The sequence below is a fragment of the Moritella sp. Urea-trap-13 genome, assembly GCF_002836355.1.
GTDB lineage: Bacteria > Pseudomonadota > Gammaproteobacteria > Enterobacterales > Moritellaceae > Moritella.
Genome location: NZ_PJCA01000031.1, coordinates 744088 through 766162 on the forward strand (window position 1 = coordinate 744088; position 22075 = coordinate 766162).

The 22075-nt window shown below is 38.4% G+C and carries 23 protein-coding genes; 4 read left to right on the plus strand and 19 right to left on the minus strand.

The window, feature by feature from the left end; genetic code table 11:
* Positions 1 to 113 precede the first annotated feature (113 nt).
* A complete protein-coding gene (locus CXF93_RS21980) occupies positions 114 to 452 on the minus strand; it encodes a hypothetical protein (protein ID WP_157824444.1) in 339 nt (112 codons plus the stop codon).
* A 121-nt stretch (positions 453 to 573) separates the two neighbouring features.
* Positions 574 to 756, minus strand: coding sequence for a hypothetical protein (locus tag CXF93_RS21985; protein ID WP_157824445.1), 183 nt, complete (start codon positions 754 to 756; stop codon positions 574 to 576).
* 710 nt (positions 757 to 1466) lie between these two features.
* On the opposite strand from CXF93_RS21985, the gene CXF93_RS22425 reads away from it, so the two are divergent.
* Positions 1467 to 1955 (plus strand): prepilin-type N-terminal cleavage/methylation domain-containing protein, encoded by a 489-nt coding sequence (locus CXF93_RS22425; protein ID WP_101062605.1) that lies wholly within the window; start codon positions 1467 to 1469, stop codon positions 1953 to 1955.
* A gap of 322 nt (positions 1956 to 2277) precedes the next feature.
* Here the strand turns inward: CXF93_RS22425 and yqfB are convergent, their stop codons facing one another.
* The 9 genes from yqfB to CXF93_RS11320 all read right to left on the minus strand — a co-directional run bounded on the left by yqfB (position 2278) and on the right by CXF93_RS11320 (position 9287).
* Positions 2278 to 2598, minus strand: coding sequence for a N(4)-acetylcytidine aminohydrolase (gene yqfB / locus CXF93_RS11280; protein WP_101062606.1), 321 nt, complete (start codon positions 2596 to 2598; stop codon positions 2278 to 2280).
* Between the two features lie 281 nt (positions 2599 to 2879).
* Positions 2880 to 3725, minus strand: a complete 846-nt coding sequence (locus tag CXF93_RS11285; RefSeq protein ID WP_101062607.1) for an MBL fold metallo-hydrolase — start codon at positions 3723 to 3725, stop codon at positions 2880 to 2882.
* Positions 3726 to 3877: 152 nt separating this feature from the next.
* Complete coding sequence (locus CXF93_RS11290) at positions 3878 to 4609, minus strand: transglutaminase family protein (protein WP_101062608.1); 732 nt, start codon at positions 4607 to 4609, stop codon at positions 3878 to 3880.
* Positions 4610 to 4678: 69 nt separating this feature from the next.
* Positions 4679 to 5254 (minus strand): helix-turn-helix transcriptional regulator, encoded by a 576-nt coding sequence (locus tag CXF93_RS11295; protein WP_232784180.1) that lies wholly within the window; start codon positions 5252 to 5254, stop codon positions 4679 to 4681.
* A 298-nt stretch (positions 5255 to 5552) separates the two neighbouring features.
* Positions 5553 to 6035: a GNAT family N-acetyltransferase gene (locus CXF93_RS11300; protein WP_232784181.1), complete on the minus strand. Its 483-nt coding sequence runs from the start codon at positions 6033 to 6035 to the stop codon at positions 5553 to 5555.
* Between the two features lie 304 nt (positions 6036 to 6339).
* Positions 6340 to 6600 (minus strand): hypothetical protein, encoded by a 261-nt coding sequence (locus tag CXF93_RS11305; RefSeq protein WP_101062610.1) that lies wholly within the window; start codon positions 6598 to 6600, stop codon positions 6340 to 6342.
* Between the two features lie 505 nt (positions 6601 to 7105).
* Entirely contained in the window at positions 7106 to 7687 is a 582-nt protein-coding gene (locus tag CXF93_RS11310; RefSeq protein ID WP_369832213.1) for a sugar O-acetyltransferase, read from the minus strand.
* A gap of 431 nt (positions 7688 to 8118) precedes the next feature.
* Entirely contained in the window at positions 8119 to 8652 is a 534-nt protein-coding gene (locus CXF93_RS11315; RefSeq protein ID WP_101062611.1) for an AAA family ATPase, read from the minus strand.
* A gap of 149 nt (positions 8653 to 8801) precedes the next feature.
* Positions 8802 to 9287, minus strand: coding sequence for a MarR family winged helix-turn-helix transcriptional regulator (locus tag CXF93_RS11320; RefSeq protein ID WP_101062612.1), 486 nt, complete (start codon positions 9285 to 9287; stop codon positions 8802 to 8804).
* A 132-nt stretch (positions 9288 to 9419) separates the two neighbouring features.
* Here CXF93_RS11320 and CXF93_RS11325 point away from each other — a divergent pair, with 132 nt between their 5' ends.
* Together CXF93_RS11325 and CXF93_RS11330 are read left to right on the plus strand one after the other, a co-directional pair.
* Entirely contained in the window at positions 9420 to 10325 is a 906-nt protein-coding gene (locus tag CXF93_RS11325; RefSeq protein ID WP_101062613.1) for an EamA family transporter, read from the plus strand.
* A gap of 1 nt (position 10326) precedes the next feature.
* A complete protein-coding gene (locus tag CXF93_RS11330; RefSeq protein WP_101062614.1) occupies positions 10327 to 10920 on the plus strand; it encodes an NADPH-dependent FMN reductase in 594 nt (197 codons plus the stop codon).
* A 155-nt stretch (positions 10921 to 11075) separates the two neighbouring features.
* Here CXF93_RS11330 and CXF93_RS11335 read toward each other — a convergent pair whose 3' ends face one another.
* Positions 11076 to 11825 (minus strand): SDR family oxidoreductase, encoded by a 750-nt coding sequence (locus tag CXF93_RS11335; protein ID WP_101062615.1) that lies wholly within the window; start codon positions 11823 to 11825, stop codon positions 11076 to 11078.
* A gap of 785 nt (positions 11826 to 12610) precedes the next feature.
* On the opposite strand from CXF93_RS11335, the gene CXF93_RS11340 reads away from it, so the two are divergent.
* Complete coding sequence (locus CXF93_RS11340; RefSeq protein ID WP_101062616.1) at positions 12611 to 12802, plus strand: hypothetical protein; 192 nt, start codon at positions 12611 to 12613, stop codon at positions 12800 to 12802.
* A gap of 151 nt (positions 12803 to 12953) precedes the next feature.
* On the opposite strand, the gene CXF93_RS11345 is transcribed toward CXF93_RS11340, so the two are convergent.
* From CXF93_RS11345 to CXF93_RS11385, 7 genes are all read right to left on the minus strand, one after another.
* Positions 12954 to 13346: a 3TM-type holin gene (locus tag CXF93_RS11345; protein WP_101062617.1), complete on the minus strand. Its 393-nt coding sequence runs from the start codon at positions 13344 to 13346 to the stop codon at positions 12954 to 12956.
* A 220-nt stretch (positions 13347 to 13566) separates the two neighbouring features.
* Complete coding sequence (locus tag CXF93_RS11350; protein ID WP_101062618.1) at positions 13567 to 15384, minus strand: YdiU family protein; 1818 nt, start codon at positions 15382 to 15384, stop codon at positions 13567 to 13569.
* 72 nt (positions 15385 to 15456) lie between these two features.
* Positions 15457 to 15810, minus strand: coding sequence for a tRNA-binding protein (locus tag CXF93_RS11355; protein ID WP_101062619.1), 354 nt, complete (start codon positions 15808 to 15810; stop codon positions 15457 to 15459).
* A 289-nt stretch (positions 15811 to 16099) separates the two neighbouring features.
* Positions 16100 to 16762: a hypothetical protein gene (locus CXF93_RS11360; RefSeq protein WP_101062620.1), complete on the minus strand. Its 663-nt coding sequence runs from the start codon at positions 16760 to 16762 to the stop codon at positions 16100 to 16102.
* An 804-nt stretch (positions 16763 to 17566) separates the two neighbouring features.
* Complete coding sequence (locus CXF93_RS11375; RefSeq protein ID WP_101062622.1) at positions 17567 to 18916, minus strand: toll/interleukin-1 receptor domain-containing protein; 1350 nt, start codon at positions 18914 to 18916, stop codon at positions 17567 to 17569.
* 106 nt (positions 18917 to 19022) lie between these two features.
* A complete protein-coding gene (locus CXF93_RS11380; RefSeq protein WP_101062623.1) occupies positions 19023 to 19880 on the minus strand; it encodes a hypothetical protein in 858 nt (285 codons plus the stop codon).
* Between the two features lie 411 nt (positions 19881 to 20291).
* Entirely contained in the window at positions 20292 to 21920 is a 1629-nt protein-coding gene (locus CXF93_RS11385; protein WP_101062624.1) for a PfaD family polyunsaturated fatty acid/polyketide biosynthesis protein, read from the minus strand.
* Between the last annotated feature and the right edge of the window lie 155 nt (positions 21921 to 22075).

Below are 22075 nucleotides of genomic sequence, written 5' to 3' on the forward strand. Positions count from 1 at the left end.
CCCAAATTTATTCACCACTAAGATGGTGACGAATCAACTGATACCTTAACTCCCTTGAACTTATAAACGGTAACTTCAATTTAATAACATGTAGTTATGTGGTTTTTCACAACTTATGCAAAGAAACAAAAAGCTAAAGGCAACAAACTAGCTATGAAGAATCTATGACCTAAATTTGTACTTTCCAACTTGCTAATAGTTGTTGTTTTAGGTGAATTATTTTCTATTAAACTACTAGCAACTACTCCAGCGACATTACTCGAATCACTATACCCGACCTTATGACCTGAGAATGAAAAGACTGTTCCCAATCCAATGAGTAGCAGCATCGAATAAAATGCATAATCACTTACAAATAAGATATTCAAGTCGCCAGAAGTAAACTCAAACACATAAACAGCGCTAAAAGACAGAAGATTCGATACGAATATGAATAATATAAACTTTCTCATTTTACTATCCTTTACCTATGCCATATGACGCCCAATTAACAGGCAAAGAATTGTTGGCTAAAATGGCGACGAAGGAGCAAAAGCCAACTATTTTTCTCCTTGTTTAATTTCTTGTTATGTTTTAATTACTTACCAAGCCTAATTCTCTTTTAGCCTCAGATTTTACGGTAGATAAATCTGAATATGTTCCGCCACTGCCAGTACAAGACCAAAAACCTTCACCTATATAATCATATTCACTTAAATCCCAAGAATAAATTACATATGTATAATTCCCATTAAGCTTTTCACCAAAGATTGACACATGAATCTATCGATTAAAATATTGCTTTGGTTAACTAACAAGGACTTGTTTTCAAAACACTCACAAAACTGATGCATAATAAAATATATGGCAAATCTAAATTCATAGAACGTGAATGAGTAATGTCTTAAAATCATGGTACTAGCCGATGGTAATCTCCATTATGTTTTGTGGGGTTCCGTCATTATGATATTGGGTTTAATCATAGTAGGAAGGATCCCAATGTTGTGGGAACAATTAAAACAATGGCGGTTATGGCCTAGTTTTTTACTCTCCGCCTGTTTAATCTGGGCGATCCTACAGGGTGAATACTCTCTGTGGCGTTGCTTATGTCATTGCCAATGGCATCTCTTGAAGCGAAAATCATTGTTTTAGTTTCGTTTAAACCCCTCTCTAGCACGTTACTCACCTTGAAAAATGAATTCTCGAGGGTATTTCAAATACTCTTTATTTTTGCTGCTTATTGTATATAATCGCGCAGATAGATCAGTATTCAAGGCATCGAGTGTTTTTGTATCCAACACTTTAGAAATTACTATACTGCCATCAGCGCTGAAGCTGATCATGCGGGTATCAAATAATGACTCAACTGTATATAAAGAATTTGATGTATTAGAAGAGAAAAAACGTAACACTATATAATTTTAAAGCCCTGGCTTCGGATCTCTAGGGCTTAACTCAATAAGGATATATCAGAAAACGAGAATACAGTGAAAAAAAGTAATGGTTTTACCTTAGTTGAATTAGTTATTGTAATTATTGTCCTCGGCATCTTGTCAGCAACGGCAGTGCCCAAGTTCATGAATATACATTCAGATGCAAGAAAGGCCACGCTAGATGGCTTTGCAGGCGCGTTCCTTAGTGCTAACACAGTTGTAATGAGCAAGGCTGCAATTGACGGGATAAAATTCTCTCATGATTCACAGAAATTAAATGATTCTGACATTACCGTTAAAAGTGGAAACATGGATATAACTGTTAAAAATATAAATAATGCAATGGATATAGGCGAGTTTAATTTAACAGAAGCTGGATTTCCTGTTAATAACACTGTCTATGTGTCAGTAGACGGTTTTCAATATAACCAAGAAGTCGTCTATGGCAAGAAGTGTTACCTGGAAATAAAAAGCGAGTACGCAAATATTCTTGGTAATAAGCCTGATTACTTTTCTATCACAAAGGTATATGAGGAATGTTAATCAGAATTAAAGGTGGTGGTAAAAGGATTTAACCAACGCAAAGGTAGGGTCAACATGATACTAGCCATAAACAAGCTGGAGAAAGTAATCACTACATAGCCTAATATGCGCTTTTTTAAACTCTTCTGATGAGACTTTCTGTTATTTTTCATTGTTAATAATCTAAGGCAACATTAGTTTTATTATAGCAACATAGTTTATGTTGAATGATTAAATCAGTGATATTGAAGTTGGTAAGTAAATCTGGTTATTAGTTTATAGGTTTCCATATACACTTTGGAGTTCACAAAGCTTAGAGCGGTGGCGCAACAAACATGAAAATTCATCCGATACTTAAAACTCTAAAACTTATAAAAAATAAATCATCTTCAGTCGGATATATCTTTCGAACAATCCACTTAAGAATAAACACAAACGGTAAGTTTTCAGCTTTGGCATGTGTCCGATTTAATTCACTAAACTTCACAGACTCAATATTCAATATTTCTATTTGACACATTTTACGATTATCTTCGTGAGTGCAGGCATCTAATATCTGACCAACTGCATAATGACTATCGGACTTATCGCGGATCGTCGCCGTCTTACTACCCGATAGAATAGAACGTTTCAATCGTTGAAAAAATGTAATACAACTATACATCATTTACACCTAGCTTCATTTTGAACTACCCTTAAGTATATAATTGCTTATGTCTACAGGTAAATTACACGAGCAAATCAATCGCTTACATGTTCAATAACAGTGGTTCAATATGACCTACTCTTTATATGTCGTTTGAAATAATATTTCATACCATGAAAAATGATTGCTTGTAGAGTGAGGTCTTTACCTGCTTCTTTAAGGGAAAATACAGATAACATGATATGAATGGGGGAAGTTAAGCCTTATCAATACTATCAAAGATTTAAGTCTATTTTAAATCAAATTATTACGCGGCGCCCTGTTGGGAAGTACTCAAGGGAATCACCAAGTACGCCTTTTAATATTTCATAGGCTTTCATGCCAGTACAATGGCCAGTATAGAGCTTATCTATTGGATAAGTGAGCATGCTTTCACCAATAGCTTCAATGTCTCTCTTGGTTCCGCCAATGCTATTAAACAAAGGTAATCCGACCAAATGAAATCCACCGACAACAGCTTTAATTCTCGTGTTCGGGAACAATTCAATCGCGGTTTCAATCATATTGAGCACCCCGCTATGAGCACAACCAGTAAATACAATAAGACCATCATCTTCTTTAATAACTAAGAGTAGCTCATGGTCAAATGTGTCTGGTTTACAGCCATCACCCGAATCAGTAAAGAGATATTTATTACCTTTTGGCTGCTCATGCTTACGACTCAAACTTGTAATGATGAAAATATTTGGACGTATCTCAGTGGTTTTATTAATGAAGCTGAATCGCCCACTGTCTTTGTCTAATAATGTTTTATCAATACCCACATTACTTTTGAAGCCAAACGCCTTGAAACTATAATCAGTTTCTGTGCATTCGCGGAAATAGACCTGAGCCTTAGAATTGCGGTCGAGGAAATGAGTTACGCCATTACAGTGATCATGATGACGATGCGAAATAATTGCAACATCAACATCTTCCATCTTGATACCTAATAAAATGGCATTATCACAAAAAGCTTTGCTGCTACCAGCATCAAACAGAATTTCTTGCCCCATCGTTTTTATGTGAAAAGATAGCCCTCTTTCAACCGCAAGGTCTGTTCTATCATCTAATCGAGTATTATCAATTAACGCTGTCAGTATCATATCTACGTCCTAAATCACTGTTTAGTCGAGTCTACTGTACCTGCATTTCAAGGTACCACTATTTACACTAATTTATTAACGTGACTAACGACTTAACAGTAATTTCAAGTTAGCTAACTTGTACTGGTACATAGTCAAGCCAAGAGTGCTCATCATTTTCTTTTATTACTGATCCCCTTGGTACGAATTTTATTTACATTAAAATTCATCAAGTGGCGAAGTACATAACGAAACATCACCTTTTTAATACCAGAGAGATTACTGCCATAGTTTGAATAAAAATCATCAGGCTGGGTGTATATACCAAAGTCATCGGCAATACCTTCATTCTGAATATAGGTATCTTGGCCTTGCCAATCGACTTCAGGATTAGATAAACATTTCGTCGCAATACCGTAACCTGAAAATGACTTACTTTGATTAGAAAAATTGCTTTGAACTTGTTTTAAGTAATCCTTATCTAAAATATAACCTTCTAAGTTAATCCAACGTCCATCTTGATAAACTTCCACCCAGCTATGGATAATACGAGGTGGTGCAACCCTGAAAAGATAGTTCGGGATAGCCCCTCGCTGTAGATCATTATAAATAGTAAAACCGTGAAAGCGGGTAGAAATGCCTACAGCGCGAAGCAATGCCATTAATAATGTACCTTTGGTATTACATTGTCCGTAACCGTCTTTTAATACTTGGCTTGCCGTTAAACGATCATCCTTGTTATAGCCAAAGCGAGTCTCATCTCGAACAAAATTATAGATCGCGCCAATGGCATCATATTGAGACAGGTTTGCCCATTTTCTTTGCTCGACCAGGCTTTGTATATGCGGGTGGTTAAAATCCAGCATTGGGGTTTCTTGTCGATATTCTTTTGATAAATCGCTCATGGCTAACTCCTTTTATTTAATATGTAAGGAGCATAACCAAAGCGTTAATGAAAAAATTGAATAAACTGGCTAACCTTTTCGGAAAATAGCCTTTGCTTGGCGAATTGTCATTCCGAAAGTATTTCGAAAAGTTCGACTTAAATGTGCGCTATCGGAGAACCCAGCTAAATGCGCAGCATCTGTTGCTGAATGACCATTTAATATAGCCCTAACTGCGCATGTCATGCGACACCACAACAGATATGGTCGCCAAGAAACACCCAGTTCTTGACTAAACAAATGCAGAAAACGACTTTCCGACAAAGCTAGGTTTTCAGCAACTTCAGAAGCACGCCAATTACTCGGCTTGATGCACTCACCATCTAGGCATTGATCAAGTTCGCGCAATAACGCCTTAATTCGATGGTCCACAACTTTGCTTTCATTTATCAGAGGGAATTGATTTGATAGCCCTAATGCTTCGAATAAAGGGGAAAGCAATACAGTTAAGTCATCGGTTGGTTCTGAATTGTTAAAAGTAGATGAGGAAACCTTGAGTGTTTTTGATGGCTGGTCTAACAATTTATCAGCGAGTGCCAGCCCTAGCTCACTAGTAGGTTCCACCAGCAATATCCAACCCGCATCAATTTCTAATTGATGCTCCACGTTAGAACCAATTATTAAAGGCGTCGATATCGCCTTATTATCGAGTTTGCAACAATAACCATCTCGGGGCCAAGTCAACTGAATTGCATGATGGCGATGAGGAGAGGCATCTATAGATGAACCATATATGATGACTATACCTGCCTTGATCCAAATATTAGACTTCATCAATTTTTCGAACCTTTAGAACTTGAAACATTGAAACTTTGTGCAAGCATTCTACAGTATTTACCTTTTTAAGATTATTCTAGATAAGAATTAATGATGGGCTAATGGAGATAAATTAGGATTAACTTAATTAACTGAAACCTTTATTTAATTCCCAGCATTCTAATTGTTCACCATCTGAGTCAACGACCAATTCTTTATATGAAAATCCATTTTTGTGAACGACATTTAGCGACGCTTTATTATCTGAAGCAATCAGCGCATAAACCGTATTCACTAAAGTAGAACCAAATGCAATTTGGCTGAGTTGCTTAATCGCGGCAGTTGCGATTCCCAAACCTCGGGCATCAGGAGCCACATTATAGCCAATTTCAATACGGCTGTTTTTTGGGGATTCCTTAAAGCCACAGCAACCCATAATTTTATCGTTTTTTTGGATGAAGTAAGGAAATGCCCAAATTACGTCGACTAAATTATGACGAAGATCCATTGAGCGAACCAAAACATGTATAGGCGGAATAGAATGTTCAATAAATGTAAGATTTTTAGGCCTATCACCAGACTGAATAAGCATTTTAAGCTGAATGTCATCTAGTTGTATGAGGTTCATCATTTACTTTACCTATTTTAGAGAAAAAACAGCCCTTTTAATTACATTTAATACTACATACCTAACTGATTATATTGATGTTATAATACAGGTTCAAGGTAAAACGACTGCTTTACCAAAGATTGATCACACGATATAAAAACCTCTCATTACACTATTTTAATTCATCATAAAGTTGGTCTGTCACACTCTACTTATCAAAAGTTAAACATAACAAAATGTATGGGGAAACCTATATGAGCACATTCAGAATGATCAATGGCTCTAACACGAAAAGGAGCATAACTGAGTTATGCGGTTTATACATCTATTCAGTTTGATCACCAAAACTCTCTATTATTTTGGTACCACAAACGTCACATATTAGATGCTTATCACGGATATCCATAAATGCAGCTGCCCTTCCAGCGCCCCAACCTGCAAAAAAAGCGGTCATAAACGCTTTTCTACGCTCTTTTTTGCTTTGAGGTCTAACTGCTGAATTCGAAATCATAAGTAAGTGATGATTTGTATCAGCTTTACATTTCTTGCAATACCTTGACACCAATGTTGATTCATTCTTATTCATAAAGATCCTTTGTATTAGCTAACACCTTGCTGATAAATTCCCAACGAACTCCCAGATTTAGCCACGGCAGAAGGTTCATTCATCGATGCACAACCGGCCAACATGTTTAACGACAGTAATGAAATCAATGAAAATTACTTATTCTATTCCACTGTAACCTAATTATGAGGATTTGTATCACAATCGACGAGCAGTGAAATATATTTTATTGTTATAAATCAATAGCATTTAGTTTCAAGAAAGAATATGAAGGAGTATGAAGCTAAACGAATTAAATACGAGAGTGCTGTAATCGCGTATTTGTCACAATACCTTGGACTATCTGATATGCGGGCATGGAAGCAGCAATAGCACAGGGCTTGTTTTCAATTCATTCACAAAACTGATGCATAATAAAAAGTATGGCGAAACTGAGATTAACGCCTTGCTCAGCGGCAATTTAAAGTTGCGCGTTTTTACGCAAGCAAAACGAGTGCCGTTTTAAATTGTCCGCTGGAGCTATTTGTTATATATCTTTCAATACTCGGGCTGGATTACCACCGATAACGACATTATCAGGAAAACTTTTAGTCACCACTGCACCTGAGGCAACAACGACATTATCACCTAATATAACACCTGGATTTATTGTCGCATGACCGCCAATCCAGCAGTTATCACCAATGGTTATTGGCTTCGCAAACTCGATCCCACTTATTCGCTCAATTGGATCTATGGGATGACAAGCCGTATAGATACCAACTTGAGGTCCTATCATACAATTGTCACCAATTGTAATTTCTGCACAATCCAATATCACACAGCCAAAGTTCACATAAAAATTTTCACCGACTATTATGTTTTGCCCATAATCACAGTTGAAATTTGGTTCTATTTTAATGTCATTGCCTGTACGACCAAATAACCCTTTAAGAAGTTCATCCCTTTCAGATTTTTGGTCTCGGTTTGTTACATTATATCTAGCAGTAATCTCTCTCGCGTTGGCACGCATTTGTGACAACGTTTCATCACTCGGATCGTAAATCTCACCCGAAATCATCTTATTTAACTCACTCATTTCACTTCCAAAATTACCGCTAAAACTCATTAAAATATAGCCTTTATATAGTAGGACGTCTCGTATCCCCAAATCCATTCACCATCAAAAATGAAATTAAGCAACTGAAATATAATACTATATTGAACATAGTATTATTACTTCTCGGCAATCGTTCCGTCCTATAAATTATTTTTTAGTCTTGTAAGTTATAAACAAGACTAGCTATACCACTGATTATATTGGTATTAATTTTCACTGGCAAGATAAACCAGGTTGTCTTTCGACAATTCGAGATTACGTTCACCAAAATGCGAATAACACTGTATAAAATCATCCTATCTAACCGTTTTCTTTATGCATAAATATGATCAACTCAGTTGGTAAATTTTGCATGATAAAATGTATGGTAAATCGATATGAATATATTGTGGGTGAGCTGTTACTCTAAGCCACTTTGGGGAAAATTCGGCTTAGCCATGTCAGCCTAAGCCATTGATGGACAGAATAGTTGTTGTTCCCGCAATAAAGGCGTTGACCTCTGAGCGTCTAGTAAAGCGTACCTTGACACCAGAAAAATGACTAAAAAGATGATTATGGAATTGCCGTGAGCTTTTTGATGTTCTATTTGAGTATTCGAAAGCCCAGATTAATAGCTCAGTAAAGTTATTTTCAGCTTGATTGGCATTGAATTGCTTGGAGCTTTCTGAACCTCGGGCGCGCAGAGAGCTCTCACACACTGACCAATCTAAGTCCAAGAATAATAGCGTATCAGCGGAGGAAATGAGTTGTTCAGCTAAAGCACCAAATACCCCTTCAACAACCCAAGAATGCTCCGAACTTAAACTAGCAAGTTCATTTTCAATTACTTCTGGAGTTCGCTTTTGGTTGTAGCCACCCGGCTCCCATACAATCGCATCCAAATTGACTTCTTTTAACTGTAGCTTCTGCGATAACTGTCCCGACAGCCAGCTCTTACCCGAACCAGAGTTTCCAATGATGAGAACCTTTTTCATATTACCTCTACATGCTAGTAATGGACTTGTTATGTTCGAGTTGTATTGGCTAAGCAATACTGACCACCGTTTTCGATTCATCCCTGTAAATCATGTTATACGAAAATAGATTTCTAATATTAGAAAATATAAGGAAAAGCTACTGTTCGTTATTGCTCTGCCAACAGTATTTTTCTTAACAAGTTTGCCAACTGTTCCTGTTCTTGGTGGCTAAGTACCTCCAATATATTATCCATATTAGCAACATGCGCATTCAACGCTGTGTCCACCAACTCAATGCCCTCTTTGGTCAGTGTCACTTTACAGCTACGTCTGTCATGTTCACTGGCAATACGCTGCACAAAACCACTTTTCACCAACTTTTCGATACGCGTACTGACTGCACCAGAGGAGAGCATCAGAGTCTGATACAACTCAGTCGGTGTGACAGGTGAAGTACCACTGCGGCGCATCGTAGCCAAAATATCAAATTCAATATTGCTCAGCCCATGCTCTTGAAAAACAGGATCCAACTTACTCTTCCATACACCGCTGGTTTTACGTAATCGCCCGACAACACCCATTGCAGAACAATCTAGGTCAGGCCTAACCGTGAGCCATTGAGCGAGGATTTTATCTACTTTGTCTGATGACATTTTTATCTCTCAAATAAATATCTTTTCAAAAAGATACTTGATTAAAGATGAAAACTCAATTACTTTATAGAAAGTAACTTTTGCAAAAGACACTTTACTTAAAGACAACAAACTAATTAGTCAGGGCGAATTATGAACAGGATCCAGCAAATTAAGACTATAGGGTTAACCGCAATTGCGCCTATTGTCTGGGGCAGTACTTATATAGTGACAACAGAAGCGCTCCCACCAGACAGTCCGCTTATTGCTTCAACAATACGAGCGCTACCAGCTGGTGTGTTACTGGTGCTTATTAGCCGAGCATGTCCTACTGGATTATGGTGGCGTCGTATGGCAGTGCTAGGTTTTCTAAACATCGGGTTATTTTTCTATTGTTTATTTTTCGCAGCCACCTATCTGCCAGGTGGAATGGCATCGATGGTGATGTCGATCCAGCCTCTTATTGTAATGACCATGAGTAGATACCTGCTGAATACCAACTTCACACCACAACAGTTGGCAGCGAGTGGATTAGGTATTCTCGGCATTGGATTACTGGTGCTAAACAGCTCAGCTGAACTTAATATCGAAGGCGTATTGATCGCGATACTCGGCGCGTTGAGCATGGGTTCAGGCGTGGTACTAACAAAAAAATGGGGCCGTCCTACAGGCATGACAATGCTTGGATTCACAGGTTGGCAATTGTTATTTGGCGGCATAATGTTGTTACCGGTCTCAATTTGGCTAGAAGGCGTTCCAACCCAACTTACGCCTATCAACTATTTTGGTTATGGATATCTGAGCCTGATTGGTGCCATTTTAGGTTACTTTCTCTGGTTTCGCGGTATCGAAAAACTGCCTCCGGTGACGGTCTCTTTTCTCGGATTTCTAAGCAGTGTTTCAGCCTGCTTTCTTGGATATCTAATCCTAGATCAAACGCTGACTTGGCCTCAATTACTTGGCGCTTTAGTTATTTTATTTTCAATTGTGCTGGCTGCGCCTCGTTCATCCCCACAAGCCAATCATTTACTACAACTTCAAACCATAAAAAGGAATTAATATGAACATTACTATCGTATCAGGAAGTCAAAGAGCGCATTCCCAAAGCTTGAATGTCGCCAATTACCTACAAACGCTCGCTGAACCTCATTTTGACAAGGCTACGGTGCTCGACTTACACCAACTGAATCTACCGCTTTGGAATGAGGGTGTATGGCAAGGCACTGAGGAGTGGGATCAATGGAAACCTGTTGCTCAAATTCTTAAGCAATCAGACGCCTTCATTTTTATTACCCCAGAATGGCATGGAATGGCGACGCCTGCACTGAAGAACTTTTTAATGCTGACATCCGATGAGGAACTGGCTCACAAAGCAACACTTTTGGTGAGCGTTTCAGCCAGTATCAATGGTGTCTATCCGATCAGTGAGTTACGTATGACTGGTAACAAGAATAATCATGCGTGTTTTCTACCGGATCATCTGATTTTTCGTGACTGCGAAGATATTCTGACAGCTGAGTATAAATGTACCGACCAGCATCTGCATGCTCGTAGCGAATATACTATACGACTGCTCGCCGCCTACGCCAATGCACTCGCTCCTGTACATCGCGATATGGTTAATGCCGGCAAAACATTCCGCTATGGGATGTAACAGCTAGCAATACTAGAGTCACCTGCCAAGCAGGTGGTTCTAGCTCAGTATTGGGATAAGGGTATCGCAGTACCCTATGCATCTTCGTATTAGTTCTGTTATGTGTTGGTGGGAGTTGAAGCCAGATTAACCTTTGAAGCAGTAACCATAGCGTGTTAACTCATTTTTCGAATCAAACTCGTAGGTGCCACACGTAGCAGTAAATGCATAATAGCCCAAGGGTAACTTGGTACATAGCTATTCGCTTTTTCTTTATTAATTGCTTTCACTATCGCTTTGCAACCCGCTTCAGCATCTATCATGAATGGGGCTGTTTTTACTTTTTCATTCATCTCAGTGCGAATAAATCCAGGATGGACACAACTCACTTTTATTGGCGTATCCATCACGTCAATCCTAATGCCTTCAGTTAATGATGTTAGTGCTGCTTTAGTGGCTGCATACACAGTTAACGCACGGCGGAATCCTCGTACTGCACTGATAGAAGAAATAGTCACTAAGTGCCCAGCATTTTGCCCCCTAAAGATTTCGAGCGCCGCTTCACACTGTGCGAGCGCCGCAATAAAATTAGTTTGTGCTGTTTGCAGATTAGCTTTGAAAAAACCTGTACCGACGGATCCGCCCTTGCCTAATCCAGCATTAACAATAATACGATCAAGCGTACCAAATTCAGCTTTGAATTCATGGAAAACAGTGAAGACTTGTTCATGTTCGTTGACATCAAGAGCTTTAATTTCAATTTTGATGTGGGGATTGAGGGCTAAGAGTTCTGCTTTCAGTGCAACTAAATTATCAAGTCTACGTGCACAAAGTGCTAAGTTATGACCTGATTTTGCAAATTCGATGGCCATACCTCGGCCCAACCCTGAACTTGCGCCTGTGATCAATATGTTCTTCCGTGTCATATCTTATATCTCAGTCATTTAAAGTCTCATAATAGTAACAAGGCGATAATTCATTATCAAATTATCGCCTTCTTGAGAGCTTTAAATAGTTCTGTTTTGTGCGCTAAAACTTATAAAATATCGATAGTGATCTCATCGCTACCCTTGATGCTGAACTTGGTTTAACAGTAAGCTATCACGATAATTAATTATCTGATTATTACCGACCCCATTAACAGATGATTTCATATCAGACTATAAATCGTCTTCACGTGAGCAGTTGTGGTATGGCGAACTGATGTGAACATATAATTGATGAATATTCCGCTGAATTTTATGTCACTAAATTAACGTTTACTTAAGTACAAGTCACTTATTTCTTTTATATGTTAATAAAATCGACCAAATAATTTCAATTCACTAAAAAATATACGAAATACGTATGTAAACCGCAATTCAAAGCAATAGTATATCTAATGAATTAAATTCATCTATGTTGAATATTAAAGACTCATAATTATTTTTTATTGCTATATTATGGCTATTTTAATAACGTAAAATTGTTACGCTAATGTAACAAGTGCTTAATTTAACTACCTTTGGAGTAAGTAATCCAATTTATATGCAATTAAAGTGAATGATTATTTATTAAGCTACTGGCGGCGTCACATACATAAGTAAAACTAATGCTTAGTAATAATTTTTATCATTATTGCATGGTTATTTAATGCGCTACTATGTTCACCAGATGAGCAAATACATCACCCAGTTAAAACATAAATTATTAAATTCAGGTAGAGGCTAATATGGCACACGCAGCACACATCAATATGATCCCACAAGATTTGGCTTTAGATAAAAAAGCTTATGCTGTTTCTATCAAAGGACTGATTAAACACACTAAAGACATTTTATTTAGTGATAAAAAAGAAACATCATTAGATATTCAATTAAAAGGCTTATCGCCGCATCTACTACGTGATATCGGTATGATGTAATAATTGACATTAATCTTTAAAACGCCAGCATTTGCTGGCGTTTTTTGTTTCTAATATTAATAAATGTTAACCGCCAGAGATTAGATTTTTACCTATTGTCGATACCGTTTTTGATCTCGCGATTAAAGGCTACAAAGTAAACGCATGCCTGTTATTTTGCCCTGCCCGCCAGCTTTTCAAATGTTCGCAATGTGCCAAGCCCAAGTAGTGCCACGACTAACTCCATGAGTTGATCCATTGGGATTTTAGGACCAGTGCCACCAGCCCACTCTATTAACGGATTTAAGATGAATGGAAAAGCTAGACCAATAGCGCATACCCAACCAATTGCAGGACGCCAACCGGCGACAAATAGTGAACGATGCTGAGCTTCAATCTTATTAATCTCGGTCTGTAGAATGGCTGGTTGCTGCGCGATTTTATCGAGCATCGCTTGTGCCTGCATTCGTTCTTCATCATTAGTGAATATTTTATCCACTGCAGAACCCAATGCATCAATTGGTTCTGCAGCCACGCCACCAAATGCTTTTGTCCAAAAACTCATAGTCCACCTAACTTCCATATTAAAGTATAACCGTCACTGCTTATTCAATATAAACACCCATTCAACACAGCGCTTCGTTTGAGTTATTTTACAAAAAGGTAGGTATTAGAAATGGCTGAATATAGTAAGGATAATGGTATTAACGATACGATTGGTCTATCGCGCCTCGCTAAGCGCAAAAGAACCGTTTGATTTACATAACGCCACATTCACTAATGAATCACGACGAACAACTAAGATGGGACAAGCCACCCACCGCAAAAAACTCAGCTGGTTTCAACCTATAGTATTTATCCTCCATCTCCTTGGACAGCTCTGCATATGGTTGTGTCATCACGTCCTGCAGTTCTCGAATTAGAGCATAATTTCCCGCCGTTGCTTGCTGATAAGCCGGCTTAACAAACCACTCTCGCAAAATGTATTTAGGGTTGACGAGCTTCATCTGCCTAGAGATGTCCTCACTGGTTCTTGGCGAAGCAGTATTCGCGTCATTAGTATCACTAGAAATATTGAGCAGAGATTTCCATTTTTCCAACCACTCTGTCCAGCGCTTATCCATCTCTTTGACATCTCTATCGTTAGAGTTATATAAAGGGTTGTAAAAGCTTTTCTTGAGCGGACCAATGTCGTCGGGTATTGACGACAACTCACGGAAGAAAATAGTGTAATCAACAGGCGTTTGCATCATCAAAGTTTCTAGCTCACTGATGAGTTCGTTACAACTTGCCTGGTGAGATGCTGTATTCAAAGTGCCACTGTTTATTTCTAGCTCTACAGCTATATCCAGTTCCAGCCCGAGTTTGGCAGCCCACATCGTTTTCATTTTAGTCTGCATGACTTGCGAAAATCCGCTTTGGATCTCGTCGAGCTCTAGCATCGAATCTTGATGCGATAACAATAATGGCCGTAAAGCAGAACAAAACATGTCGAAGTTGCTTTGCGCGGCGTTTGGTTGGTTCATGAACGAGAAGTGACGACCGCCACCCGTCCAAGGCTGATAATGCGGGTTAAACACATCGCAAAAACCGAAAGGACCATAATCAAGTGTAAAACCACCAGCAGCGCAGTTGTCGCTATTGAAATTACCCTGACAAAAGCCGACACGGATCCAGTTCGCCATCAGTGATGTGAGGCGGCGTTGAAACTCACGCGCCAGCAACACCACTTTTTCTGAAGTGCTGAGATGCTTATCGACAACATCAGCGTACTCACGATCAATCAAGTGCAGTATAATCTTCTCGAGTTCTTCCATCGCTTTCGGGTGTTGGTTGCTACGGCCACGGCGAGCGAAAAGTTCGAGTTGGCCGACACGGATGAACGACGGTGCGACACGTGTCGAGATAGCGACAGCTTCAGATATCATCATGTCAGGATTTTCCGAACGCGACCCCTCCGAATACCATGGTCGCTGTACTGTCTCCGTTTTTGAAACGTACAAACTTAAAGACCGTGTTGTAGGTACTCCCAGTGCATGCATATGATCCTGAGCCAAGAACTCGCGAATACTAGAACGTAAGACAGCGCGACCGTCTGCGCCTCGACAATATGGCGTGCGACCGCCACCTTTCAGCTGCATTTCCCAGCGTTGACCTTTAATAACGGACTCAAGCACAGAAACTGCACGACCGTCTCCATATCCGTTACCGGTTCGGAATGGGCATTGCTGTATGTATTCAGTGCCGTAGATAGATAGTGCATAGCCAGTAGCCCAACCGACCTTGCGCATCGGTTCTGGAGCCTGTGACATATCGCCAGAGAACATACGGACGAAGTCAGAGGACTCAGCCATACTATCGGCAAAGCCAAGCTCGGAAAAAAAGCTTTTGCTGTGCGCTACATACTCAGGGTCTTTGATTGGTGTCGGATTAACGGGCACGTAATGGCCGGAGAATACTTGTCGCGGCTGGTGGTCGACACCGTTTTCTGTGGCATCAGGATCACAGTTGAGTGTGTCCATGAGAGAATAGTTTGCCAACTCAGCAAGATCATTGAGCGTCAATACGGTCGTTGATATTTTCTGAGGCTGTCGATTTGTCATAATTGTTTATACCAAGACTCGTAAAGATAAGTTTAAATACATAGGTGTGATTAATAACTTGTCGGGCTTATATTAACCAGCTCGACTACCATTAGGCATTTCGGTTTCAGGCATAGCTAAACAAGGAGTAAGCTTATCTTCATAGCCAATATCAAATAACATTCCTTGCGATAATTCACCCGCCATTTTTCTTTCTGGCAGATTCACCACGAACAACGCTTGTTTACCTTCAATTTCACGAGGATCCTGTCGTTCCTGTTTAATACCTGTAAGTATTGAACGAGTATGATCACCAAAGTCGACGGTTAATTTCATTAGTTTATTTGATTTTTCTACTTCCGAAACCAGAGTAATTCGACCAACTCTGATGTCTAACTTAGCGAAATCATCAAAAGTAATAAGTTCTTTAATCGGTGCTGGATTCACAGTAACTCCTTATAAGTCTAACGCCCTCTAATTAGTTAACCATATACTAGCAGGCGATTAGCAGTAAATGGCATGACAGCCTTGATAGTTTTAATTCAGAGGCTTGCTATAAGTCTTCTAACAAGTTGAATGGATATATAGGATTTATGGTGAAGATTGGCTAGTTCATGACTAATAACAGGTCTGTTAGTTAGCTCAATTTCGATCAGCTGGGCTTGCTTAATACTCGAATAGGAGTCGCCTGCTCGACACCGATTCTTACATGTTATGTTGTACTTCAAAGTCGACACTAATGCTGATATTTTTTGAGTGTGTCACCACAACAGTCATTATACCACTCAATACCATCTCTCGTATGAACCAAACCATATTTTTCGGATTTTGTATTCTTCTCACCCCAAAAATAAACTAATTCAATGTGAGTAACAAATGCCTTTTCACCTGCTTTAAATTGATTAATGTGGTCATCATATTCCTTTTTCCACTGAACATATCGCCCTTCCGCCGCGTTAATTAACATGGAATAATGTGGTAACACTTCACTTTTTATAATTGTTTCCCTTCCTGATATCACTTGATTTTTACTTATGGTTCTACCTTTCCCGCCAGGAACAGAGTAATCCAAATGAAGTTCAACTGTTTCAGCAGTTGAACCTCCTACATTTTCTATATGAAAAACGTATTGACTATTTTCCTTGTCAATACCAATGCCGGTAAGTAAAACCTCAGGGTTACTTGACTTAGAAATTTTATCGCTAATTGCTTTAGTGGTTTCTAATGTGCTAGTACTTGTTTCCGATAGACCTAAGAGGCTTCTTTTTGCTTCATTCTGAAATTTTTCAATTTGCTGATCTTTCATTAAATCACTACGTTGCTGGATAAATAACCCATAGGTAGAGAGAGCTCCGCCTATAAATGTTACAACCGCACCACATATAATCCAATAGTTCATAACTTCCTTTTCGACATAACACCCGCAAGTAGACGAAGGTCAGATTGCAGGCGTTTGTTATTTTTTGTCGCTTAAAGTGACTGTTTTTGTTTTCTTATCTAATCAATCATCGTGCTTGCCATAGCATAATTTGATCTGTTTTTACCTTGTGAGGCATCCCTTCATTTTATGGTTTTAGCTAACTTAGCTTCAAATTCTTCTAACTTTTTTCTCGGCTCATAATACATTCTCTATTTTTATGCTCTTTACACAAAGAGTACCAGAATTCTTTATAAGGCATTACGTCTTCATGCTTAGCTCTCCAATGAGCATCAATACCATCCCAACCATTACCCTTGAATATATGCGTACATTCAGGACAGATTCTGGGGCGATCTTTAGATATGCCTTTTTCACAACATGAACAAACCACGGTTCTCTCCCAAAACATAGACATAATGAGTCCCCACTAGGTGCTAGCCTCCAACTTCGTGGGTTAGTTTTAAAAACCAGAGCCATATATATTTGTTAAGAAAATATTAGTGGGGACTAGCATGAGTAAACATAACATAGTTTTCATTAGCATGGACACCCACAGATCATTTATTGAGGTCGCTTATATTGAAGATGTGCGGGGCGTCAAAGCAATTTACCAAGGGAAAAATACGATAACGAAACAATCAGTTACAAAATTGGTGCGTTGGTTCGAATCCCTCTCTATATTAAATCGCCACAATCAACTGCTCTTCCCCAAGACTAAGTACCCATCAAGATCAAACACGTTATTTACTATAATAAGAAAGGCTCGGGCTTGTTCAATTTTCGCTATAATCCTTGAATTTTCGCTTCTAAAACAAGAGCTTTTTTTTCACACTCTTCTGCTAATTTTGAATCTCCAAGAACATTCTTTAAAAATATTCCATAATTTTTATATGCAGCATACAATAAGCCATTATCAATTTTTTCAGTTTTTAATATCTTCTCGAAGGCTTGCGAGGCAGCATTAACATCCAAATTGTTTGTTATATTATTAGAAAGTAGAAATGCATAACTACATATTAACTTATTGTCATTAGGTTTAATCTGTAAGGCTTTTTCTAAAAGTTCCCTTGCCAATTCAGGATTATTTAATCTCATAGATAGCAACATGGCATAATCATGTAAAGCTCCAACGTGTGTTGGGTTAATCCTTAATTCTTTTTCATAATATATTTTTGCTGTACCATAATCATTAAAATGAAAGAGAACAAATCCTGCGTAATTACCATTAACTTCTTTATATGAAGGAAATTCACTCACAAGCTTTTCATAAATACCTTTTGCGTGTGTTAATATTTCTGTGTCATGCGATTTAGCATACATAGTTGTTAGTAAAGCCCCGTAATTCGATAGCGTAGCAAATCGCTCAACACCTAACATCGGCATATTCAAAATTTGCTCATAAACAACTTTTGCGTCATCATTATATGAATACTGCTGAAGTATCGCAGCTTTTTTAAAGAGATGTTCGGGTATAATTTTTTTATCACTTGAGCTTTTTAGTACCCTTTCTATTTCAACTAAAGTACTTTGATCAAAAGCTGCTTTTTTAGGATCTCTATTGTTAATGACTTGTATGGATTTAGCCACATATAACTCTGGCAGTTTAATAAACTCTAATAATGATTTAAAACCTTCCATAGTAAAATCTTCATATGTTTTAGAGTTTGTATCTTTTATAAACTTAACAATGGGTATTATATTGTTTTTTATTTTTTCAATCTTACTTCTTTGTTCCTCTAGCTGACTGACCATTCTTAAATCATCAACACCTCGAATATCCATCTCAATTTGTTTGAACTTTTCATTCCAAAATTTAGCAATTTCTGTGATCACAATTTTTGAGTATGTTTCTGAGTCCTTAACAATTGGCAATATTTTATGCTTTTCATCAAACAATAGATTAAATTCATAAAGACAGTTTTCAGATCTAAAGTAATCAGAACTTACAATTACCATTAAATAATCTTTCTCAATGGCAGAATCCATATATTGTTTTAAGGAGTCTTTGTATTCTAAACGTCTAATATCTCGGAATAACTCAACTCCAACATCTTTGAAAAAAATCTCAATATCATCAACAATTTTTCTATCTTGATGATTATATGAAATAAAAATAGTCGACTTCTTTTTCATAAAAACTCCACACGAGAATAATTTACAATAACTTTTTTGAACATAACGCCTAATTCAGGTGCGCCGTAGGCGTCACCTGGAATTAGGCGTTATGTGCTTGTTTGGTTTATATTGGGCCATAGCGAAATACAAAGTAATTATTATTTTTATCGAGAATGCCTAAGTCCAAATTGTTCATCATCCAGATAAACTTATTGTTTTTTGGCTTTTCTAACTTTGTTTCTGTATAAGTTTCATTTTCAAAGTCTCTATCAGTAATTTTGGGATCAATTTCATTAAGCACATGAGTATATTGATTTGTAATCCCATGAATATGTATAGGGTGCCCAGAAGTCGTTATTGGATTCGAGATAAATACGGAACCAGGATCGATTCCTCTTGAAGAGTATTCTGTGTATATGTCCCATAAGCGGCTTCGTTCCGCATTCATCTTTCCATTTTCATCTTGTGTAGAGTCAAATACTGAGTGATCAAAAATTGCCATGACTCGGAATTCTTCTCTTGAGATATGAGCAAAAATCACTTCATTTGTTCTGTCGGCGATACCCTCTTTTATTTTTTCTCCCAGATGTAAATGGTGAAAGCCCATTGTACTTAAAAGCATGTCTTTGTCGTCCCAGCTGTCAGCTTCTCCGTTTCTGACTCGTTCTGCTGGTGTGTATCCTTTTTTGTGTGCTTTTAATGACAAATATGGAGTAAGATCTTCCCCGTTCCTTACAACGGATAGAACGTTTTCGATTTTTCCCTTCAACTCTTTCCAACGCCTATCTCTGGTCAGGTGTGGATCAATAATGATCTTTCTTTTTCTCTGAGGGATAAATCTAGATGCCCAATGTATGTAATGGAAAAGAATCGATGAAATAGATTGCGCAGAAAGCTCCTCCAAAGTTTCCTTGTTGTTTGGGAAAAATGGAATGGTTTTTATCAAATCTGCTTTGAATTTCTTAATGCTTTTGGATTCCAACCGAACACTCCGAATTTTCGATGATGTACTGCACATAACAGTTAACTATACGGAATTCTGTATAATGTGAACCCCATATAACTTAAATTACTGCAAACGATATCAAATTTATCTTTAATTACAATTAGATAATCGAAAATAACCATTCTAGATCAAGTAAAACCTAGGTATAAAGCAGAATTATATTTATATAGACCCATTGGTAAGAAAATAAATCACTATATTTCAACCGATTAAACTCTTTATAGATATGAAATAAAGATAATTTGGCAGTATAAATCAGAAAAAACTCATGAATTATGGCGACGACCATTACAACTGTATATAAAACCAGTGACATTAATTCTTAAAATTTACTTATAAAAAAAGCGCCCTCAGGCGCTTCATTAGTTCATGTGTCATCAAGCAATATTAATCACTCGTACGATAACTTGCCAATTCTGTACTCAAGCTAACACCTTGCAGTTTCAGCTGGTTTACACGTTGTAAATACGCGGCACCTTTAAGCATATGCAAAGCAACATCTACAGCGCCACGGCGAGTGTAGTCTTCAAGGTAAGAACCTTTCACCCAGCTGTTGAATGCACCCAAACTTGGACCAGCCCAAATCTGATAATCCATTTCACGTCCCTTCTCACCTGTGTTTGACCAGCGTGAAGACAAACCTAGATACCAACGGAAGATAAGTGCCATTTTACGTTTAGGGCTGCTCATTGCACGGGCTAACATTTCAGGATCGCGTTCAGTGAAGAAAGCGATAGTGCCATCCCAGATATCATCAAGGTTTGAACGGAAGATTTGTTTTTCAATCTTCTCACGTTCTGCAGCTGGAATATCTTCAATCGAGTCATAAGTAACATACAGGTCATACAGTTTCTTCGCACGCATCGCGAACATAGAACCGCGTTTTAATACCTGTAGCTTTACGCCCATTTCAAACATATCAGCAGCAGGTGCCATAGTCACATCGGCCATTTCAACCGTAGATAACAGTTTACGGGTATATTCAGATGCGCCAGCTTCAACACAAGCCTGATTCACAGAACCCAGAACTATATAAGCCGCGCCCATATTAAATGCAGCGAGTGCTGCTTCAGGCGTTCCGATACCACCACCAGCACCAACACGTAATGCAGGAGAGAAGTTATACTTCGCTTGCACTTCATCACGCAGACCAATGATAGTCGGCAGCAAGGTTAAAAACGGTCTGTTGTCAGTATGACCACCAGAATCGGCTTCAGCGGTAATGTCATCAGCCATAGGCACAAGAAGTGCTAGAGCAGCTTGTTCAGGGGTGATCTTGTTTTGTGCTAATAACTTATCCAGTAACTTTTGCGGTGCAGGTTCCATAAAGCGGCGACCAACTTCAGTACGCGATACTTTAGCGATAACCTTGTTACCGATATTAACCGACCCATCACTGTTTTTAGATAAACCAGCAACACGATACCAAACAATATGCTCAGTTAAACCAAGGTAAGCCGAAGCCTCTACCGTCTTAACACCAAGTTTAAGGAAACGTTCAACAGCACCACGCTCTAATGCTTCCTCTGCTGGCGCATGAATCAAGTTAACCGCATAAGGACCATTTGGTAATTCAGCTTGAATACGACGAATTGCATCTTCAACAGCGTCAGGGACTAAACCTGCCGCGCCGAACGAACATAACAGCCCTGCTTTACCTAACGCGACAACAAGTTCAACCGACGCAATACCGTTAGCCATTGCTCCACCATGGTAGGCATATTTAACCCCATGTTGTTTTTTATACGCATCATCACCCAGATCTTCAGGTGTTAGCTTCTGTGCAAACGCTAATACATCAACATCGATATTATTGCTGATAGTACCTGCTATTGACGTATGGTTAGCGATCCCCATTACAGCAGCATTGTTTGCAACTCGATTCGCCACGTAAAGCGGCTTAGACAGATCCATTAAAGCTGCTTTAATTTCTGCATCTTGTGTATGAACTGACGCTGGATCAACTTTCCACGCCCAATTAATCGCATTACTATTGTTAAAACCTAAACTCGACATTCTTATTTCCTATTTTTTGCAGCTGCTGACTTCTTTATTCAAATTTGAATTAATAACTAAATTCAACAACTGAATTATTCCATTTATAATCTAAAGCGATCGCATAACCTGTTAAGCCGTATTGATTAAAGTAAGCCTGCTCTTGTTGGCATGGA

Bases quoted from the DNA above. Each gene is read 5' to 3' on its own strand.
- CXF93_RS21980 (WP_157824444.1), bottom strand. From the start codon at position 452: ATGAGAAAGTTTATATTATTCATATTCGTATCGAATCTTCTGTCTTTT.
- CXF93_RS11320 (WP_101062612.1), bottom strand. From the start codon at position 9,287: ATGTCATCAGACAAAGTAGATAAAATCCTCGCTCAATGGCTCACGGTT.
- CXF93_RS11360 (WP_101062620.1), bottom strand. From the start codon at position 16,762: ATGAACTATTGGATTATATGTGGTGCGGTTGTAACATTTATAGGCGGA.
- CXF93_RS11290 (WP_101062608.1), bottom strand. From the start codon at position 4,609: ATGAGCGATTTATCAAAAGAATATCGACAAGAAACCCCAATGCTGGAT.
- CXF93_RS11285 (WP_101062607.1), bottom strand. From the start codon at position 3,725: ATGATACTGACAGCGTTAATTGATAATACTCGATTAGATGATAGAACA.
- CXF93_RS11305 (WP_101062610.1), bottom strand. From the start codon at position 6,600: ATGAATAAGAATGAATCAACATTGGTGTCAAGGTATTGCAAGAAATGT.
- yqfB (WP_101062606.1), bottom strand. From the start codon at position 2,598: ATGTATAGTTGTATTACATTTTTTCAACGATTGAAACGTTCTATTCTA.
- CXF93_RS11330 (WP_101062614.1), top strand. From the start codon at position 10,327: ATGAACATTACTATCGTATCAGGAAGTCAAAGAGCGCATTCCCAAAGC.
- CXF93_RS11340 (WP_101062616.1), top strand. From the start codon at position 12,611: ATGGCACACGCAGCACACATCAATATGATCCCACAAGATTTGGCTTTA.
- CXF93_RS11300 (WP_232784181.1), bottom strand. From the start codon at position 6,035: ATGATGAACCTCATACAACTAGATGACATTCAGCTTAAAATGCTTATT.
- CXF93_RS11375 (WP_101062622.1), bottom strand. From the start codon at position 18,916: ATGAAAAAGAAGTCGACTATTTTTATTTCATATAATCATCAAGATAGA.
- CXF93_RS11385 (WP_101062624.1), bottom strand. From the start codon at position 21,920: ATGTCGAGTTTAGGTTTTAACAATAGTAATGCGATTAATTGGGCGTGG.
- CXF93_RS11325 (WP_101062613.1), top strand. From the start codon at position 9,420: ATGAACAGGATCCAGCAAATTAAGACTATAGGGTTAACCGCAATTGCG.
- CXF93_RS11315 (WP_101062611.1), bottom strand. From the start codon at position 8,652: ATGAAAAAGGTTCTCATCATTGGAAACTCTGGTTCGGGTAAGAGCTGG.
- CXF93_RS11335 (WP_101062615.1), bottom strand. From the start codon at position 11,825: ATGACACGGAAGAACATATTGATCACAGGCGCAAGTTCAGGGTTGGGC.
- CXF93_RS11310 (WP_369832213.1), bottom strand. From the start codon at position 7,687: ATGAGTTTTAGCGGTAATTTTGGAAGTGAAATGAGTGAGTTAAATAAG.
- CXF93_RS11350 (WP_101062618.1), bottom strand. From the start codon at position 15,384: ATGACAAATCGACAGCCTCAGAAAATATCAACGACCGTATTGACGCTC.
- CXF93_RS11345 (WP_101062617.1), bottom strand. From the start codon at position 13,346: ATGAGTTTTTGGACAAAAGCATTTGGTGGCGTGGCTGCAGAACCAATT.